The organism is Mesomycoplasma ovipneumoniae (assembly GCF_035918255.1).
Taxonomy (GTDB): domain Bacteria; phylum Bacillota_I; class Bacilli_A; order Mycoplasmatales; family Metamycoplasmataceae; genus Mesomycoplasma; species Mesomycoplasma ovipneumoniae_A.
Genome location: NZ_CP142136.1, coordinates 373581 through 393250 on the forward strand (window position 1 = coordinate 373581; position 19670 = coordinate 393250).

The 19670-nt window shown below is 27.5% G+C and carries 18 protein-coding genes and 1 pseudogene; 13 read left to right on the forward strand and 6 right to left on the reverse strand.

What is annotated here, in order from left to right; all coding sequences use genetic code 4:
* Positions 1-698: 698 nt before the first annotated feature.
* Positions 699-4688 (reverse strand): ZmpA/ZmpB/ZmpC family metallo-endopeptidase, encoded by a 3990-nt coding sequence (locus tag U3G01_RS01410; protein WP_255030500.1) that lies wholly within the window; start codon positions 4686-4688, stop codon positions 699-701.
* 340 nt (positions 4689-5028) lie between these two features.
* Between U3G01_RS01410 and U3G01_RS01415 the strand changes: the two genes are divergently transcribed.
* From U3G01_RS01415 to U3G01_RS01450, 8 genes are read left to right on the forward strand one after another with little or no spacing between them, the layout of a single operon-like run.
* The gene (locus U3G01_RS01415) at positions 5029-5685 is read left to right on the forward strand and encodes a ribulose phosphate epimerase (RefSeq protein WP_255030499.1); all 657 of its coding nucleotides are present in this window, start codon (positions 5029-5031) and stop codon (positions 5683-5685) included.
* Positions 5672-6295 (forward strand): hypothetical protein, encoded by a 624-nt coding sequence (locus U3G01_RS01420; protein WP_255030497.1) that lies wholly within the window; start codon positions 5672-5674, stop codon positions 6293-6295. The genes U3G01_RS01415 and U3G01_RS01420 overlap by 14 nt, the downstream gene beginning before the upstream one ends.
* The gene (locus U3G01_RS01425) at positions 6288-6956 is read left to right on the forward strand and encodes a hypothetical protein (RefSeq protein WP_255030494.1); all 669 of its coding nucleotides are present in this window, start codon (positions 6288-6290) and stop codon (positions 6954-6956) included. The genes U3G01_RS01420 and U3G01_RS01425 overlap by 8 nt, the downstream gene beginning before the upstream one ends.
* A complete protein-coding gene (locus U3G01_RS01430) occupies positions 6957-7271 on the forward strand; it encodes a hypothetical protein (RefSeq protein ID WP_255030492.1) in 315 nt (104 codons plus the stop codon).
* A complete protein-coding gene (locus U3G01_RS01435; protein ID WP_255030491.1) occupies positions 7258-7713 on the forward strand; it encodes a PTS sugar transporter subunit IIA in 456 nt (151 codons plus the stop codon). Before U3G01_RS01430 ends, U3G01_RS01435 begins: the two co-directional genes overlap by 14 nt.
* Positions 7703-7978 carry a PTS galactitol transporter subunit IIB gene (locus tag U3G01_RS01440; protein WP_069098614.1) on the forward strand — a complete coding sequence of 92 codons (276 nt, stop codon included), beginning with the start codon at positions 7703-7705 and terminating at the stop codon, positions 7976-7978. The genes U3G01_RS01435 and U3G01_RS01440 overlap by 11 nt, the downstream gene beginning before the upstream one ends.
* Before the next feature lie 16 nt (positions 7979-7994).
* Complete coding sequence (locus tag U3G01_RS01445; RefSeq protein ID WP_255030489.1) at positions 7995-9515, forward strand: PTS ascorbate transporter subunit IIC; 1521 nt, start codon at positions 7995-7997, stop codon at positions 9513-9515.
* Complete coding sequence (locus U3G01_RS01450; protein WP_255030487.1) at positions 9490-11433, forward strand: transketolase family protein; 1944 nt, start codon at positions 9490-9492, stop codon at positions 11431-11433. The genes U3G01_RS01445 and U3G01_RS01450 overlap by 26 nt, the downstream gene beginning before the upstream one ends.
* Positions 11434-12232: 799 nt before the next feature.
* Here the strand turns inward: U3G01_RS01450 and U3G01_RS01455 are convergent.
* The gene (locus U3G01_RS01455) at positions 12233-12352 is read right to left on the reverse strand and encodes a hypothetical protein (protein ID WP_255030485.1); all 120 of its coding nucleotides are present in this window, start codon (positions 12350-12352) and stop codon (positions 12233-12235) included.
* A gap of 139 nt (positions 12353-12491) precedes the next feature.
* On the opposite strand from U3G01_RS01455, the gene U3G01_RS01460 reads away from it, so the two are divergent.
* Entirely contained in the window at positions 12492-12959 is a 468-nt protein-coding gene (locus U3G01_RS01460) for a hypothetical protein (protein WP_069097475.1), read from the forward strand.
* A 188-nt stretch (positions 12960-13147) separates the two neighbouring features.
* On the opposite strand, the gene U3G01_RS01465 is transcribed toward U3G01_RS01460, so the two are convergent.
* Positions 13148-13675: a hypothetical protein gene (locus U3G01_RS01465; RefSeq protein WP_326564858.1), complete on the reverse strand. Its 528-nt coding sequence runs from the start codon at positions 13673-13675 to the stop codon at positions 13148-13150.
* 109 nt (positions 13676-13784) lie between these two features.
* Here U3G01_RS01465 and U3G01_RS01470 point away from each other — a divergent pair, with 109 nt between their 5' ends.
* Positions 13785-14189, forward strand: a complete 405-nt coding sequence (locus U3G01_RS01470) for a hypothetical protein (RefSeq protein WP_326564859.1) — start codon at positions 13785-13787, stop codon at positions 14187-14189.
* 335 nt (positions 14190-14524) lie between these two features.
* Here the strand turns inward: U3G01_RS01470 and U3G01_RS01475 are convergent.
* Both U3G01_RS01475 and U3G01_RS01480 read right to left on the reverse strand, forming a co-directional pair.
* Positions 14525-14704, reverse strand: a pseudogene (locus U3G01_RS01475) (IS3 family transposase); the annotation flags it as partial.
* 105 nt (positions 14705-14809) lie between these two features.
* Positions 14810-15637: a hypothetical protein gene (locus U3G01_RS01480; RefSeq protein ID WP_255030482.1), complete on the reverse strand. Its 828-nt coding sequence runs from the start codon at positions 15635-15637 to the stop codon at positions 14810-14812.
* A gap of 456 nt (positions 15638-16093) precedes the next feature.
* Between U3G01_RS01480 and U3G01_RS01485 the strand changes: the two genes are divergently transcribed.
* Entirely contained in the window at positions 16094-16459 is a 366-nt protein-coding gene (locus U3G01_RS01485; RefSeq protein WP_255030481.1) for a hypothetical protein, read from the forward strand.
* Between the two features lie 246 nt (positions 16460-16705).
* Here the strand turns inward: U3G01_RS01485 and U3G01_RS01490 are convergent, their stop codons facing one another.
* Positions 16706-17824: a hypothetical protein gene (locus U3G01_RS01490; RefSeq protein ID WP_255030480.1), complete on the reverse strand. Its 1119-nt coding sequence runs from the start codon at positions 17822-17824 to the stop codon at positions 16706-16708.
* A gap of 201 nt (positions 17825-18025) precedes the next feature.
* Here U3G01_RS01490 and U3G01_RS01495 point away from each other — a divergent pair, with 201 nt between their 5' ends.
* Positions 18026-18292 carry a hypothetical protein gene (locus U3G01_RS01495; RefSeq protein WP_255030478.1) on the forward strand — a complete coding sequence of 89 codons (267 nt, stop codon included), beginning with the start codon at positions 18026-18028 and terminating at the stop codon, positions 18290-18292.
* Between the two features lie 173 nt (positions 18293-18465).
* The gene (locus U3G01_RS01500; RefSeq protein WP_255030477.1) at positions 18466-19659 is read left to right on the forward strand and encodes a DNA cytosine methyltransferase; all 1194 of its coding nucleotides are present in this window, start codon (positions 18466-18468) and stop codon (positions 19657-19659) included.
* The last annotated feature ends 11 nt before the right edge of the window (positions 19660-19670 follow it).

The following is a 19670-nucleotide window of genomic DNA, read 5'->3' on the forward strand; positions in this document are numbered from 1 at the left end:
CTTGGTTTAAAAAAAATTTGAGTTATAATAAAACCCACGCTAAAAATAAAAGAATAAATTTTTGATATTGAATTAAGGAGGACTTGATTATGTTTTTGGCACAATAAACTTAGATAATGCCATTTTTCCATTATGGCTTTAAATTTAATGGAATGCCTTAAATTTAACCGTTTAGAAATCTACAAATTTAAGGCTTTTAATTATGGCTCTTTCAAAACTTCATATGTTTTTTTTAGGCTCAATGTAAATAAAATGAGTTTTCTATTTACATTGAGTTTAAATAGTAGTTGTATTTTTTTGTGATTTTTGTTAGTGTTTTAAACTAAAAAAGTAGTTTAAAAATTTCATAATTTTGCTTTTTAAGTCAAAATTTTAGCTTTTTTAGTTTGTTTTATTTGATTAATAAATAGATTTTGCATTCATGAGTGTTAGATTTAAAATTCAGTGTTTTTGCTTTAATAGTTATTTTTCTGAGTTTGGCAGTTTGATGGCGTTCCTAGTGATCTAAATATTTGAAATAGGTATGATTTTTACTTTGATATCTTAATAAATCAGTAAAAAAATAGGTAATTAACTTTTGCCAAAAAAGTCGAAAAAGTGCCTAAAAACCGTAACTTTTTTAAGATTATCTCGTCAAACTCGAGAACTCGGGAAAAGCTTTTATTCACTAATTTATTAAAAATATTTTAATTTTCTAATTAGTCATTAAATATTGAGTTGCGATACTCGTCGGTTTGCTTATTTATGGCAACATGAATTCTAACTCTTATTGTGGTTATTAGATCAAAATTTTCTATAAAAACTTTTTTTAAGTCTTCAAAAGATTTTATTTCGTAATCTTTACTATTATAGCTGAAACTAAATGGCTTTAGTTTATTGAGTTTATCTTTTCTTTGTTTATACATATCTTTTTTAAAATCACTAAAAGATTTGTATTTATCACCGAAAATCATTTTTAAAACATGAGTATCACTACCTTTAACAATGCCTTCTGGCACATTAGTTTGTTTATTTGATTTGGCAGAAATATAAGGAATCATTCCACCATAATAACCTTTTTCGGCAAGAAGTTCAAATGCAACCCTTCTAAAATTGAGTCCACCAGAGACCCCTTCTGTATTTTCAAGTATTCCAAAATATGGGTTAAAGAAATTTACTGTATAGTAATTATTATGCCCAAATGATGTAACCGAGTCTCCTGAAACATTTGAACCAACAATATTTTTGTCAACTAAATCATCAATTGAATTTATCGAGTTAAATTCAGAACTTTGAACTCTAGATAAAATATCATTTTTTGTAAAACCGCCACTTCCGAGTTGGATTTTTCTGTAATCATTAGTGTTTGATGACTTTTTGGCAATTATTGCCTCAGCTTGCGCTAAATCTAAAAGATAAATTATGTCAAACAAATTTTTATAGTATTTTTCCAAATCAGCTAAATTACTAAATCTTTCTGGACTTGAATTACGGACTAGTTGCTGACCACCTCCGTATTTTTCAATAAAATTAAAGGCTAAATCTCCACCTTCGTCACTGTAAGGTGCCTGAAACATTCCTCGCGCAAAAGATTCAGCTCGATGACCAAATCGTTTTCCATATCCGTCAAGCAAAATATCATTATCAAAAGCATGAGTACTTTCATGTGAAAATATCGATTTTGCGTATTTTGTTAATATTTTTGTGCCATCAAAATATATAAGTTTTTTATTTCCACTCGGAACAAAAGCAGCATAATTCTTATTTCCTAATGATAATCAATGACCAACAGGCAAAGAATAAGCTTTAACGCCAGGTTCATTTTTTGGACCAAAAGTATCATAAACATCAACTATATGATTTTGCATAGTTTTTTTTGATTTTTCATTTAAAATTCGGTATAAAACATCATAGTAACCTTGAGCCGCCTCAGCAAATTCTCTGATTTGTGGTTTTAATGATTCGCTTGAAGAAAAATATTTGGAAAATAATCCCGAAATATTGCTATTTGTTGTAAAAATAAATCAAAGAGTATTTGGGTCTTTTACAGTCAAAAGTGGCAAAAGTTTATTAGCTTGTTCTTCTTGTTTGAATCTTTCGATCATTGGCTTATTTACTGATGTATCGGATTTACTTTCGACTTTTATAATATAAGCTTTTGTCAGTGAATCAAAATATTTGTCGATAGTTTGGCCTTCTTGCTTAAATAAATTATAATTATATTCAATAAAATCACCAACTGAATTTGGTTTTAAATATTTTGTAAAAACATCGCGATAACCATTTGCAGTTTTGTCAGCTTTTAGATTAATAAAGTCCAATTTTCCAATGTCTTTTAACAATGATAGGCTATCATTTGATTTTCCATAAATTCCTAGAGAGTACAATAATTTATCTTTAAAATCCCAAATTGAGTATCAACGATACAAATAATTTAAACCAATATAGATAGAATTTTTTTCTTTTTCTAATTCTTTTTTATAAAATTCAGTAAATTTAGAGTCATTTAAATCAAAAATATCAATATTATTTGAAACTGAATTAATTATATTTTCCAAGTCATTTTTAACTTCAGTCTCATGTTGGTCAATAAAAAGTTGTTCTTTTATCGGACTGCTATCAACAAAATTATTTTGTGTATCAAAAATTGAATTATCAGATAAATTAATATTTTTTAAAAGACTTATCAATCCAGAAACTAATTCAGTTTTTTTATCAGATATTAAAATATTTGGGTGAACAATAAATTTAACGCCGTTATTTTCAAAAGAAAAGTCAATGATTCCGCTAGGGCTTTGGTTAAAACTGTCTATTTTGAATTCTTCTTTTTGGCCATCGCCAAAGTAAATTATTAGTTTGTTGACATTTGATTTTTCACGGGCAAGATTTTTTACTAAATTTTGATTTTCATAAAATTCAAATCCAAGTAAATTTTTTCTGTAAAGGTTAGAATTTTTACCAACCTTATGAGCATAATTCATAATTGTATAACGATCATAAAACGGCAAAAGCTTTGCAAAATTTGAATAAGCAATGCTAAAATCAGACTGATATCCTTTTAAATAGGAAAAATTTAAAGTTTTTAGCTTAATATTTTGATTACTTAAATGTTCCCATTTTTTTGCAGCTTCATTAAAAGTATTTTCATCAATTATATTGAGTCAAGGAAAATTTTCAACACCAGAATTATTAACAAAGTTTATATTTTTAAACATTTTTTCATAGTCAAAAAAACTTGATTTATAAAAGTTACCAAAAATTGGTTTTGCGTTGAAAAAATTTATATTTGCATAAATATTTTCGACTATTCCAGTATCAGGGCTATCCTTAGTTCCGTTTGTGGAAACTAAACCGATTAGACCGCCAGACTCAGGAAATTCATCACGGCCATTATTTAAAACATTTCCTTCAATTACAATGTTTTTTAATGAGGAATTTTGACCTAGATCACCAACAATCCCGCCAAGTTTATCAGAATTTATTAATTTAGATGTGACATTTATATTTGCATAAGAATTCTCAATCGAACTTCCTCTTGTTACTACTCCGCCAAGTCCGCCGGCAGATTGGGAAGAATAAACATTTCCATGAAAACTTGAGTTTTTAATAACAGAATTATTGTCCATTGCACCGATAATTCCGCCTACCATTTTTAGACCTATAACATCGCCAAAAAGATGAACGTTATTAACTGTTGAACTCGATGAAATGTTCGCTATGGCGCCAATTTCGCTTTGCGAATTATTTAATGACTTAATTTTGAGATTTTTAAAATTAATATTTTGTATTATGGCGTTATTTAAATTGTCAAAAAGTGGCTTTTTTAAATCGTAAATAGTAAAATTTTTGCCTTCTAGACTTTCTAAACTTCCAGAAAAATAAACATTTTCTAAATAGGATTTGGAATTGAAGCCTATTTCTGTATTTTCTGCTGAAATATCATTTGCTAATTTAAATTTTCCAGAGGGTTTTGCACGAATTTCGCTAATTAATTGTTCAAAAGTCGTGATTAAACCTGCTTCATTTCTAGTTTTAGGTAAATAAATGTCAAAAGTAGAACTAACTGTTCCATTATTTAAAATATTTATGAAATTTTCATTAAATTCACCAGCAAATTTATAATAATTGCCTTCATCTTCAACAGATTTTACATTCAATCACACATTTTTTAGCAAATCTTCTGAATCTAATTTGATTTTATAGTTTTTTAAATCAGAATCTAAATTACCAACTGAAAGAAGCTTTTCATACTTGCCTTGATTGTTCAAATGATATAAATTTGCAGAATTTATATTTTTAAATTCAATTTTTGATCCATTTATTTTTGAAGAAACATTATCAATTTTAGCTTGTTTGTTTACTAAAAAGGTTTTATCCTCAAAAACAGAAGAGACATTAATAATTTGTCCTGTGCCTTCTTGATTTGAATTATTTTCTTGGTTTGGAAAAACTTGTTCTTGATTATCTACATCATTTTTAGTATCATGATTCTTAGGGGCTTCATTTTTAGGATCATTCTTAGCTTCATCATTTTTAGAAGCATCATTTTTAAAACCTTCATTTTTAGCTTCATCATTTTTAGTATCATTCTTAGAAGTAGTAGGTTTTTTATCCACTTCGCTTTTACAAGCTGTGATAATAAATATTGGTGATAATGATAGGAAAACTAAACTAGCACTAATTTTCTTTAGTAAAAGAAATTGTTTCATAATTTTCCCCCAAAAAAATTAAATAATTATACATAATTGTAACATAGAAATATAAGAATTACACAAATATGAAAAGTCAAAAAAATCCTTATTTTTACAGCTATTTTGCATTATAAGCCTTTAGTTTTTGGCTGTAAATTTGTTTTCTTTCATTTTGTCACGCCTTTTTTGAAAGTGCCAAAAATTAATATACTAATTTAAACATTATTTCCTGTTTTTTGTAGAAAACAAATGATTTTTTAATTTTTTTTGGTTAGAATGAAAAAAATTTTAAAAATGCTAACAAAAAAAAAAAAAAAAGTAAAATTTAATTAACTACAAAAATCGTGAATGGGGTTTAATGTTGGAATACTCACAAAGCATTAGCGCACTTAACATTTTTAAAGTGATTAAAATTTTAACAAAACTGCAAAATAACGGCCTAAAATACAGCCATATTGATTTTGTTGATCAAATTTATGCTCCAAATTTTGGTCTAAACTACCAAATTGCAAGTTATTTAATAAAATTATTCCCTAATATTGAATTTGATGCGCATTTAATGTGTAAAAATTCACTTGAAAAAGTTGAAAAATTAGTTCAAATAGGCTTTAAAACAATTTTTTTACCAGCTGAACAAATTTCAAAAACTGATTTTGAAAGGCTAAATCAGCTTTACTCGAATATAAATTTTGGCTTAATGATTCAAGCCAATCAAAAAATTCAAGACTTTAGTGAAATAATTTCTTGTTCAAATGTTATTTTATTAATGACAATAGATAAAATTGGTGGAGTTGGCGAGCCCTTAAATCAGCAACTTTTTTCAAAAATTGCCGAAATTCGCTCGATAAATAAAAAAAATAAAATTTACACTGATGGAGGATTGCGCAAGGAAAATTGAATTGAGTTTGAAAAATGAAAAGTTGATGTCGCAATTGGCGGTAGCATAATTTTTTCATATCCAAATTTTTCTGAATTCTCTAGACTTTGAGGAAATCAAAAAAATGCCCTTAATTAATATTGTTTTATATTCAACGGTTGGGTTGCTATTTCTTATTTTGATTTTTTTCATTTTCAAAAGATTATTTGAAAAAACACCAGAAAAAATATCACAACAAAAACTAATTTCGGTAGAAAAATTCACAATTGATGCTCTTGAAATTATAAATGCCTCTGCAGATGTTAAAGTTATGACAAATTTACTCTTAAAAAATCGTTTTTCAAAACTAAATTATTCAGTTTTGCCTGGTCTTATTGTCAATGAGTCAAACCTTTTTTTCGTTTCAAATATCATCAATTATCAAGTGGGGATTGATAAAATAATAATAGATGAAAACATTAGTTTTTTGAAAAAAGGTAAGATTTTAAAGCAAAATTACTTTTCCAAAAGCCAATTTGAGTCACTTTTTAAATTATTAGATAAGAAATTTTCTAATTCAAAAATTGTTATTTTAGTTGATGATCGGATTGATTTTAGTCAAATTGACAACAAAACTAGATTTGAAATTTGAAGTCAAGGCGAGATTATAAAAAAACTAAGACAAAATAGTCAAAAAATTTATGTTCCCAAAAAAATAATTGATTATTTTAGCTCAATTAACAAGTTTAACAAGGAGAAAAATGCTTAAAAATTTGTTTTGATACATTTTAGCTGCTTGAATTATTTTTTTCCTTGTTCAACTTTTTATCTTTTTTATCTACAGAGTCAATCTAAAAATTAAATATTCTAAGCTAAAAATTCCAATTAAACTTGATCTTGAGTCGATAAAACAAAGTTTTATTAATAAATATAAACAAAAATTCACAATTTTATTAATTAAAGATTTTTTCTTAAAACCTATTTGAATCAGCCAAAAAATAATAAAAATTCCTAATTTTTATTTAGAAAATAACATTTATGGCGTAGTTAATTTGCTTTATTTCTATAATTTTTATCTCTTAAAGAGCAAAAAATCATTGCAAATTGATATGTTTCTTTTTTCCAGTTTTCTTATAAGTTTTCATTTGAGTTTTTTATTTGCATTTTTAAGCTATTTAATTGTTAGTTTGTGCTTTTTGATTTTAACTGTTTTTGTGGTATTTTTGGATTTTTTTCTAAACCAAAAAGTTTATTCACAATCTTATAAAGAATCAAAGCAAATTTTATTGACAAAATTGGAAAAGGACGAATTTAAAATGGCTAATTCATATTTTAAATATAAAAAACTGGCGTTTTTGAAGAAGTATTTTTTGTTTTATCCGTTTTTATTACAGAATTTTATTAATAAATTTAATGCTTTGGGGAAATAAATGAGAAAAAAAGAATTAAAAAAACAACTTGTTGAATTATATGACTTTGAAATGAGCGAGCTTGAAAATAAAAGTGAAATTGAACTAGAAAAATTACTTCAAAAGTCCAAAAATGAAGCCATTATTTTAAAGAACAATCCAAATAAATTTTTCTATATAAAGTCAATGCCAAAACCAAAAGAAATTCAAACAAAAACATCAACAAAAGCAGGCTGAATCGTCTTTTTTGCCTTTATTGGCGTTCTTTTACTTGCATTTATATTGTTTATGACACTTGCTTTTATTAATACAGGAGGAAATAATGGAACTTTTTAATGAAAAAATGACTAAATTTTGCAAAATTCAAAACTGAAAGCAGGCAGTTCATGAGGGCGTAAGGATCTTAGTTGAAAATAAAAAAGCAACTTTTGATCTTGAAAAAGCAATCATGGAACAAACAGCAAAATACGGTGCCTATTATGTACTTGAAGAAGGTGTGGCACTTTTGCATGCGCCTGTTGGCGATTATTGTCTAGAAGTTGGAACTTCAATTTTAGTTTTAGATCAAATGATTACCTTTAATAACCAAAAAGATAAAAAAGCAAAAATTATTATCACTTTGTCTGCACCAAATTCTGATGATCATATTGAATTAATTCAAGAATTTGGGCTCTTTTTTGGTAATTCAGATTTCAAAAAAGAAATTTATGCTTCTAGAACAATTAAAGAATTTTATCAAATTATTAATAAATACCGAGGTATAAAAAATGAACATTAAATGCGTTTGTGGTTCAGGTCTAGGTTCATCTTTATTATTAGAGATGAATGTAAAATTTGTGCTTGATAAATTAAATGTCAATTATGATTCAGTTGAACATACTAATATTTCCAGTTTTAATTCCCGCGGGGTTGATTTAGTAGTTATTGGCGCTGATGTTGCCCCAAGTCTTGATTTTGACAGAGAAAAAATGGTAATTTTAACGAACATTTTATCAAAAGAAGAACTTGAATCTAAATTAAAAATAGCTTTAAAACTAAACTAATATGAAAGGATAACTGATGAATTTCGGTCTTTGACTTTTAGGTTTTTTAAAGGATTTTGTCGGCACACCAGCTCTGCTAGTTGGACTTTTTACGCTAATTGGTGCTGTTGCAATGCGCAAAAAAGTCTCACAAATTATTGTTAGTTCTTTTAAAGTAAGTGTTGGTTTTATTATTTTAGGTGGCGGTGCTGGTGTTTTAGTTAGCTCGCTAAATTCATTCCAACCACTTTTTCAAAGAGTTTATAATCTAAGCGGAGTTATTCCAAATAATGATGCTTTTGCAGGCGCGCTAGCCCAGAGTTTGCCAAGTATTGCAACTTTAGGATCGCTAATTATGGTTATTGCGATGATTTTAAATATTATTCTTGCAACTTTTTCAAGACTAAAATATGTCTATCTTTCCGGCCATGTTCTTTATTATTCTTCTTTAATGCTGGCCGCTGTTATGTACACTTCTGGCTTTGATTTTCAAAATAGTTCAGCAGATTTTGCAATGGCACTAATTGCCGGAGCAAGTATTTTAGCACTTTATATGGTAATTTCGCCTGCAGCTCAACAAAGATATATGCGCCAAATTACCGGAACAAACGAAATTGCCCTAGGCCACACCGGCGGATTTGGTTATGCCCTTTCTGGTCTAATTGGCGAGTCAATTGCTAAAATTTCCAAAAAAACACTGCTCTCAACAGAAGAAATTAAATTTCCCCAATCACTTTATTTTTTTCGAAACACCTTAGTTTCAATTTCGCTAACTGTTTTTCTTTTTTACATTTTTGCCTTTTTACCAGCTGGAATTCTTTATGAATTAGGCCGGTTTGACACAGTTGCTGATGCTAATGTAATTGAAATTTTATCCTCAAAAAACTGAGTTGTAAGTATGATAATTTCGGCCTTTACTTTTACTGCCGGAGTTGAAATTATTCTTGCCGGAGTTAGACTATTTGTTGGCGAATTAGTACCAATGTTTAAAGGTTTTTCGGACAAATTGATTAAAAATGCAAAAGTCGCTGTTGACTGTCCGGTAGTTTTTCCCTATGCACCAAATGCAATTATTATTGGCTTTATTTCCTCTTTTTTAGCAGGAATAATTGGACTTTTTATTACACTTGGACTTGGCTATGCAGCACTAATTCCGGCAATAATTCTTCCAGGACTAGTTCCACATTTCTTTTTAGGGGCAACTTCTGGAGTTTTTGGCAACGTAAAAGGTGGAATTTGGGGCGCTATTATCGGGCCTTTTGTTGGCGGGCTGATTATTACATTTATTCCGGTATTTTTTGCGCTTGGAAATTGAACACCGCTTGAGACAAACTCACTTGGTGATTTAATTACCGCTGGCGGAGCCACAAAACAATCGCTAATTAGTCTTAACTGAGGCGATACAGACTATTTTATTGGCTATATTCCCGGAATTCTTGGCTTTATTCCCAAAGTTGGAAAATATGTAATTTTAGCTTTTAGCATTTTAGTTTATTTGATTTTTATTATCGACGGAGTTATCAAAAAATACCATGGAAAACGAGCAAAAACTGCCTAATTTAAAGCTTTTTTTAGCAACAATGCGCGCAATTGCCCTTGACGGAATTAATAATGCTGGCGGCGGTCATATTGGTATGGCCCTTGGGGCGAGCGAGATTTTTTATAGCCTAATTGGTCAAAATTTAAATTTTAGTCCGCTAAATCCAAAGTGAATTAATCGCGATCGCTTTGTTTTATCAGCCGGCCATGGTTCAATGGGGCTCTATTCTCTGTATCATTTAATGGGTTTAATTTCGCTTGAAGATATTAAAAATCATAAACAACTTGACTCAAAAACACCCTCTCACCCCGAGATTGACAAATTAGAATACATTGATGCCTCAACTGGACCGCTAGGCCAAGGAGTCGCAATGGCTGTCGGAATGGCCTTAGCCGAAAAAAGACTGGGACAAAAATTTAACCAACCTGACTTAAAAATTATTGACCATTTTACTTATGTCTTATGTGGCGATGGTGATTTTCAAGAAGGTGTTGCCTTAGAAGCCCTAGCTTTTGCTGGCACAAATAAACTGTCAAAATTAATACTTATCCACGATTTTAATAACATTCAAATTGATACAAGTGCTAGTTTTGTCAATAATCTTGATTTTGCTAATTTTTTTAAATCAATCGGCTTTGATGCAATTATTTTAAAAGATAATCAAGTTGAAAATATCAATTTAGCCCTTGAAAAAGCAAGAAAATCTGACAGACCTGTTTATATTCAAGTTCCAACTATTATTGCCTTTGGAACAGAATTTGCCAATTCAACCAAAGGACATCATGGCTCAGTCAGTGCTAAAAAAAGCTATGAATTTAAGGCTAATTTGGGACTACAAAAGCTTGAACCTTTTGATTACGAGCAAAAAGCCTATGAAATAGGCGCTGATTTATTAGAGCCAAAAAATCAAAAATACTTAGACTGAGAAAAAAATTTTACCATTTATAAGCAAAAGTACCCACTTCTTGGGCAAGGATTTGAAAACTTCCTTAAAAACAAAGAACTTTTTAGTCTAGAAGGGCTGACTTTTGCTAAAACCAACCAGGCAATTCGCGATTATGTTGAACAAATTATCCAAAAAATTGACAACACTGACTTACTTGTTTTAGGTGGATCTGCTGATCTTGGGGTTGCAACTAAAACTAAATTTAGCGGCCAAAAACTAATTGACTACGGAATTCGTGAGTTTGCAATGGTGGCAATTAACAACGGAATTTCCCTTTATGCTAATTTTTATACAATTTGTTCGACTTTTTTAGTTTTTAGTGACTATGCAAAAGCGGCATTGCGTCTTGCTGGTTTAATGAATCTTTGCCCAATTTACATTTTTTCCCATGATTCATATCAAGTTGGCGGCGATGGACCAACCCACCAGCCGGTTGAGCAACTGGCAATGCTAAGATCAATTCCAAATTTTTTAGTAATTCGGCCTTGTGATGAATTTGAAACAATTTTTGCCTTTAATTATGCGCTAAATTCAAAAAAACAACCAACTGCAATTATCTCAACACGACAACCCTTAGAATCTTGCAACAAAAATCTTGAAAAAATTGACTCAGCCTACTATATTCAAAAAACTGAATCAGCTAAAATAAATATACTCGCATCTGGCTCTGAGGTTCAGCTAGCCAAAAAACTAATTGATAAATTAGGGCAAAATCAAATTTTTGCTAATTTGATTTCAGTTCCAATTTTACAAAATTTAGTTGAAAATCCACTACTGATTAAAAAATTAGAATTAGAAAAGTTGCCTATTTTTGCCCTTGAGGCTTCAAATGATCCTTTGTGATTTAAATTAGCTACTGTCCAAAAATTTTCCGGACATTTTGCTAGTGGCTTTGGCGAGTCAGCACCAGGAGACATTGTTTATGAATTAAAAGGTTTTAATGTTGATTATTTATTTGAAAAAGTTTTAAAATTTTTAGAAAATAAGTAAATTTAAAATCAACATAAAAAACTTGTTTCTTAAAACTCTGAAGTTAAATTAATATTAGAAATTCAGACAGGCCTTAGTTAGCCTGTCTGAATTTTATTCAACGAATTAAAACAAAAAAATACTAAAATTTAAACTAAAATAGTCTTGTTTTGTCTATATTTTATTAGGTTACAAATTGAAACTGTAGCACAAAAATGTCTCCTGGGTTTGCCGGCTTGATGGAGAAATTCACTTTTTAGTGAGTAAAAATATTCAAAAATACCCGTAAATCCGGGTTTTTTGACGTTAAAATCTTAATTTTTATTATTTTAAAATAAACTTTTGCAAAAAAAAAAAAAAAATGCTTGGTCTAAAAAAAATTTTCTGTTATAATAACTTTCACTAAGAATAAATTAATAAATTTTGATATTGAATTAAGGGGGAATTAATTATGTTTTTTGCATGATAAAATCAGAAAATGCAAATTATCCATTATATTATTAAATATGATGGAATGCCTTAAATTTACCCGTTTAGAAATCTATATAAATTTAGGGCTTTTGGTTATTGTTCTTTCAAAACTTCATATGTTTTTTTAGGCTCAATGCAAATTAAAACGAGTTTTCTTTTTGCGTTGAGTTTAAATAGCAGTTGTATTTTTTTTATGATTTTTCCCAGTTGGTTTTTAAGACTAAACAAGTCTTTTAAGTTTTGTAAAGTTGAACTTAAGTTAATTTCCTTAGTGTAAATTTCAAATTTTTTGACTAATTGGTCAATATTAGTTTTTCGCCGCTCATATCACGAATAGGCATAATAAGACCTAAATGCGAATTAGGGAAAGCTTTTTTCCTAAAAATGAAACAAGTGCAGAGTCAACTCCACCAGAAATACCAAAAATCACTCCTTTTTTATTTGTTTTTATTAGTGTTGCCGAATTCATTTTATAATATAATATATATAATTATTTATTTGTACATTATTTTTCATAATTAGAATAATTTCTTGTATGATTATAGTGCAAAAATAATTTTTTAGTATAAATTTCATATATAATATACAATTTTTCCAGGAGGATATAGATGGCTTATCAAAATAATACCGCTCAATTATTAAAATCAACTAAATCATGAGCAAATATATTATTAATTATTCGTATAGTTAAATTTGCTTTAGGTGTTATAACACTTATTGCACTTTTTGCTGGAGGTGCTATTGGTGCAGGTCAGAGCACCACCGGTCCAGAAGATGCTAAAAAAGTTTTCTCAGCAATTTTAGAAGCAGCTACGTTTGTACTTGTAATGTTTGGTTTTTGGTGTATATTAGCATTTGTTTATTGAATTTTATTAATTATTTCCCCTTTTAAATTAAATGATCTACCAATGCGAATGAACCTAAAAAATCCTCACTTTATTTCAAAGTTTAAGCTAATTTTCGGACTTTCTATTGTTGCAATTTTTATTCCTTTAATTAGTATAATTTATCTTATTATGCTTAGATCATTTATTTCAAAGTCAGAAAAAGAAATTATTGAAGATTCTCTTGATTAATTTTTGTAATACATAGGACAAAAAATTTTTTTAAAATTAAAATAAAAAGGGTGAATAAACTAAACCAGGACGCTTTTTAAGATTGCATCATCAAACTAGGAAACTCAGAATATTAGAAATTCAGACAGGCTAACTAAAGCCTGTCTGAATTTTATTCTAATGAATTAAAACAAAAAAAATACTAAAATTTAAACTAAAATACTCTTGTTTTGCTTATATTTTATTAGGTTATAAATTGAAACTATAGGCACAAAAATGTCTAAGATATACAAAATTATATAAAAACCATTTTTTGTTAGACTTGAAAAATTTGCAATATAACGCGGAACTATGTAAAAAAAATAAACCGAAAATGCAATACTAAATAAACCAAACAAAACGCCAATACTCACTTTTTGGCCAATAAGTTGATCAGTAGGTACAACTAGTAAAACTATTGCTGCTATCATAAAAAGGATAATAAAAATAAAATGAAATATATTTTTGATAATTGAGAATTTGTAAAATTCTAAACTATTTTTGGTTTTGGATTCTTCTGTGATTATTTCTTCTTTTGTTTTTAATTCTTTCTCTATAAGCGATATGTTCCAATCAAACCTTAAATTTTTGTAAAACAACCGACCGTAGCGTCCCAAAAAACTCGCAAAAAAAGCTAAAATAGTAGATGTTTGATTCGCCTCTTCAGTTTTATCAATTGATTTATATATTTTGAACAAATAAGAAGCTAATGAAAAAAATAAAATTCAGGCAAACCAAAATGTAAAAACAAATATTGGCCGTAGAACATCTGCAAAATCTCTAATAAAATTATTATCGATTGTCCTAATGCCACTAGAAGATAACCCATATGTAAAAATTAAAGCCAACAATACAACAAAAAATAGAGTCAATAAAATAAAACGATTAATAATTTTCCATTTAGTTATTAGTTGTCTGGTGGTTCAATGATTGGCAATTGTATTTTTTGAACTAAACGAGTTATTAATTAATAAAATCGACACAGTTAAAGGGAAAAGTAAAAAAGCGTTTGAAAATTGTTTAAGATTTATACCAGATTGTTTAAGAATTTCATCATCCCTTAAATTTCAAGCTAAAGAAATCCGAAAAAATAATGAAATGAAAAATAAAAAAATAACTATTAAAAGTATTGTCATCAATACTTTTCCAATTAAAGAGTCTAGGTCAATATTACTTTCTCTATGTGAACTCAGTCTAGGACTAAGTCTATAACTAAACCTAGGAGTATGCTCATATGAACTACTATGTAAAACAACTAGCGAAAGAAAAAACATTGTTTTAATTATTGACAAAACAAACAAAATTCAAAATTTTCTAGAATTTTTATCATTTAATTTTTTTTCTTTTATTAGATTAATTAAATTGGTCATATTTGAATTATTTTTTAATTTACCGCTAGGTAATTTGATATTTTTTAGTTAGTTAGTATAATTTTTCTAAATTCTAAGTTTATAAAACCAGAATATGTAAAAAAGTATTTTAAAATAAACTAGCACAAAAAAAATTAACACTAAATAAAACAGGACAAAAAAATTAACAGTTTAATATTATTTTAACATCATAGCATATTGCTGTGGTGTTTTTCAATTTAAAATCGATTGAATTCTATAGTTGTTGTATCAAAATATATAATTTGCAATTATGTTTTTCAGATCTTCTAAAGTTATTTTACTGTAGTTTAACTCGTTTAAGCATTAACTTTTTATAATTGAAAATCAGTATTCAGCTTAAACTCAAACAAAAGAGTCAACACCTTAGTGTTAGTTTTTTTCTCCTGGTTTAATTTACCCTTTTTTAATATACACTTATGAATATTACTTAATTTACCCTATTTACCCTCAATATAATTTGTAATAATAAATGTATTTTGCTCAAATTTTAACTTTTTGAAAGTTAATTCCTTCCCTAAGTTGTCTAATACCTTTTTGTATTGATGGGTTAATATAATTATCAACTATAATAATAGCCATATTTTTAAGATAATTTTCAAACATTGCCGCTGGGTCCTTCTTTATTATAAAATCACCAATAGAATCAATAACTGTATCAGTAATTAATTTACTAATAATATCTTTTTCGTTCATATACATCGAGGATAGTAATTTAGTTATTAGAAGAAAAGTTTTTATAGCTGCTGCGTCATACTTACCGGAAAATGTATTTCAAGCAATTTCAGCCATATCTATAATGGTAGGCAGTTTATTGAATAATTCGCCTAGCAAAGATAATCCAGCGTTAGAACCAATAGTAAGTGTATAAGCGGTATATCAAAACACCATTGGAAATCAATGATATCAGGCTTCTTCGAGAACTTCTTTATCATTAAAATGATCTTTAGTAAAAGAAATTAAATTTTCAGCAAATTTATTTAGATCATTTTCTGAAAGATCATCGAGTTCATTTGATTTTACGAGTTTATTTAGTTCAAATTTGATAGAATCAATGTTTTTTTTATCATTTTCAAAAACATATTCAATAACATTATTTTTTAAAATCTCGGTGTTTGAAAATTCATTGCTTTGAATTTTGATTTCTGGAGCAATTTGTTTTTGTTGTATTGGCGCGATTGAAGTAAATAACAATGGACTGGTCAACGTTGTTAACATTAATCCTGATGAAAAAATTTTAAATTTACTTGATTTTATAAATGAGTATTTCATAATTTCCCTCCAATATTTTGTATAATTTATTATACCATAAATATGTAGGATTATACAATATGAAATACTTTAAAAAAATCCTTATTTTTACTAGATATTTTAGTATTATAAGTCCTTTGTTTTTGGCTGTTTCTTGCACGACATTATAATCAGCAAATCTGAATTATCAAAAATAGAAAGTAATGTTTTTAATTTTATAATAAATGAAAATGAAAAAAATTTAACTAGATTTACTGCAACTTTAGTTAAAAAAACTAATAATAACTTGACTTTTGTCAGTACTTTTCATTCGTTAAATTCAATAAAAAATAGTATACAAGAACAATTTTTGATATTTTTTTACAGCAATTTAGTGTAAAAAATTTAGAAACTAAATTAAAATCAAAAATTAGAGTTGAATATGAAAATAAAGAAAAAGATATCGTAGTTTTTTCACTAGATGCAAAAGAACCCTTATTGTTAAAAATTTCGGATTCTATTGATTTTCAGGTTCTCGAGGATTTTACAAACACAAAAAATAGCCTATTCAGCTTGGGTTTTCTCACGCTCTTAAATGAAGATTTTAAACCTAAAACATTAAAAACATTATTTTATGCAAATGACAAAGTAGCTGAATTGGATAAAGAAAATGTTTTTGTCCAAGATATCAGCTACACGCAAGGCTCGTCAGGTTCTCCTCTATTTTACAAAAACAAAATTGTGGGCTTGTATAGAGGTAAAAAATTAAAAAACGGCAAATTAACCCCGTTTTTTAGACTTATTGATTTAGATACTTATCAAGAAATTGAATCTCTAGTTTCAAAAATTAAAAGATTAGAATAAAAATGTTAATTATTTACTAAATCAGTATATTAATTTGTTAATTTCTTAGTTTTATTGAATAGATTTGATCCAAATAATTTTAGTTCATAAAAAAATATTTGATATTAGGCTATTTTTCCAAAAAAGTTAAATATACTATGTATAATTTGCTAATATTATAAATATTTTTAATTTGGGATTCAGACAGGATTTAGCTAGCCTGTCTGAATTTTGTTATAATTAATTAAAACAAAAAAATATTAAAATTTAAACTAAAATAGTCTTGTTTTGCTTATATTTTATTAGGTTATAAATTGAAACTGTAGGCACAAAAACGTCTAAAATATATAAAATTAGTGAAGCTCGTTTGGAATGCATGTTAACAGAATCTGCTAAATAACGAGGCCCAATGTATATAAGGTAGGTCATAGTCGAAATATTAAATAAATTATAGAAAATTAAACTAACACCAGTGTTACGAAGAATTTCATTTTTAGTTATAACTAGCCACATTGTCGTTGTAAAAACTATAAGAAAAATTAAATAGAATATATTTTTTAGCATTGTAAATTGTCAAAATTGTCGACTAATTTTGTTATTAATTACTTGCATTTCTACTTCGTTTTGGCTTGTTAGTTTATTTTCTGCAATTTTTAATTTTTTAGAAAGTCTCAAAACATTTTTTCATGAATTGAAGTAAAAAAATGGCATGAAAAAAATGTAACTAGCTGATTCCCAATAAGTTTTTTCTCTTTTGTTGATTAATCTGTATATTTTAAGAGAATAGGAAGCCAAAAAATAAAATGGAATTAAAAAATAGAAAATCCCAACAAAGATTGTTATAATTACAACATCATTAAATTCTTCAAACATTGTATTATTTGTGCCAGAGCGAAGAATTAACGAAACAACAGCAAGTACAATTGAGGAAAACCAAAGAAGAACAACCAAATCCTTAATAAAGTTAATAATTTTTCATTTAAGTATTAATTGCCTTGTAGTTCAATCATTGCCAATTGAAATTTTGTCTCTAAGTGACTTAGTAATTAATAAAATTGAAGTAATTAAAGGAATAAGCGCAAAACCAATCGAATATTGCTTGACATCTAGCCCAGTTTGTTTAAATACTTCATCATTCCTTAAATTTCAGGCAAAAAAGATACGCAAACCCAATGAGGCAAGAAACAATAATCCAAATATACCACTTATTGTAGTTTTTAATTTTCCAATTGGTGTTGTCGAATCTGATCCAATTGTTTGCTCGCCATCAACACCGCTAATACTATTTAAAATAACAGCTACAACCAAAATTATTGTTTTAAAAATTGACAATAAAAAAACTAATATAAATTTTATGGAATTATCATAATTAAATTTTCTGTTCATTTTTAAATTAATCAAATAATGAATATTTAGCGTTTTTTAATATACGCTTATGAATATTAATTAAATAACCCTATTTACCTCCATTATATAAAATTGTATAATTTATTATACCATAAATATAAAAGAATTATACAAGCATCAAATGCTTAAAAAAATCCTTATTTTACTGATATTTTAGTATAATAAGCCCTAGGTTTTCTCGTGGTCTTAAACGAAGATTTTAAACCTAAAACATTAAAAACATTATTTTATGTAAATGACAAAGTTGCTGAATTGAATAAAGAAAATGTTTTTGTTCAAGATATCAGCTACACACAAGGTTCGTCAGGTTCTCCTCTATTTTACAAAAACAAAATTGTTGGCTTGTATAGGGGTAAAAAATTAAAAAACGGCAAATTAACCCCGTTTTTTAGACTTATTGATTTAGATACTTATCAAGAAATTAAATCTGTAGTTTCAAAATTATAAACACTCCCAGTTTTAGTTCATAATAAAAAAATATTTGATATTAGGCTATTTTTCCAAAAAAGTTCAATATACTGTGTATAATTTACTAATATGATAAAAATTGTTAATTTTGGAACTATATATATATATATATATAGTTAGTATTAATAAAACCCAAACAAAAAGGATTTCTAATGTCTAGGATTAAGGTGTTAGAAACCTTTTCTGGAATTGGGGCGCAAGCAAAAGCTATTGCTAATTTTCAAAAAGATAAGCAAAAATTTTTTGAAATTGTTGCCACCATTGATTGAGATGCCCGGTCAATTATTACATATGCTCAAATCCATCATAATGTTTTATTTGAAGTTGAAAAAATTTTAGAAAAAAATCAACTTAGTTCGCCAGAAAAAATAAATTTTTTTTTAAAAAATTTTGAACTGTCTCTAGATTCAAAAAGACCTTCACAAATAACAAGAAAAGATTTAACTTTTAAAAAAATTCTTGTGGCTTCAATTATAAAAAGTAATAATTTAGGTTCAATTACAAATTTAAATGTTGAAGAAATTAATCGCTTAGCGCCTGATTTTGTCACTTATTCTTTCCCTTGCCAAGGTCTTTCGATTGCTAATATGGGCCGGGCTAACGGTATTTTTGATAAAAATTCAACAAGTTCTCTTATTTGAAATGTTTATTCACTAATTAAGGGATTGAGTGTTAAGCCAAAGTATCTTTTAATGGAAAATGTGCCTAATTTAATATCAAAAAAATTTATTAATCAATATAAAAGGTGAAAAGAGGCTTTGGAAAACGAAGGTTATAAAACCTTTACTGCAACATTAAATGGCCTCAATTTTGGATCTATTCAAAAAAGAAATCGGGTTTTTGCTGTTAGTTTTCTAAAAGAAATAAAAACACCTTTTGCCAGCGACTTAGAATTTAAAAAATATATCTTAAATTTAGGCCAAGATATTTCGCCCGATTTGGATAAAAGGAAACAAATTTTTCAATCAATTTTTAACTTTGATGAAAAAAATAGTGAAAATGCTGGCTTTTTAATTAACGCTACTCCGTCACGAATTAGGATGGTTGAAAAGGTTGAAAAAATTAATGAGTCAAAAAATTTTATTATTAGAACCTTGACAACCAAGCAAGATAGAAATCCAAATACCGGGATTATTAAATTTGAAAATAATTTAGAAAAAAAACTTAACTATCGATTTATTTCAAATCGTGAAGCTTTTAGATTAATGGGTTTTGAAAATAGTGACTTTGAAAAGTTAGAGCCTTTAATTTCAAAAAATATATTAACAAAAGAATCATTATATCGCCAAGCCAGGAAATTCTATTATAGTAACAATTTTAGAAGCGCTAATAAATTTAATTTATAAGATTGACAAGG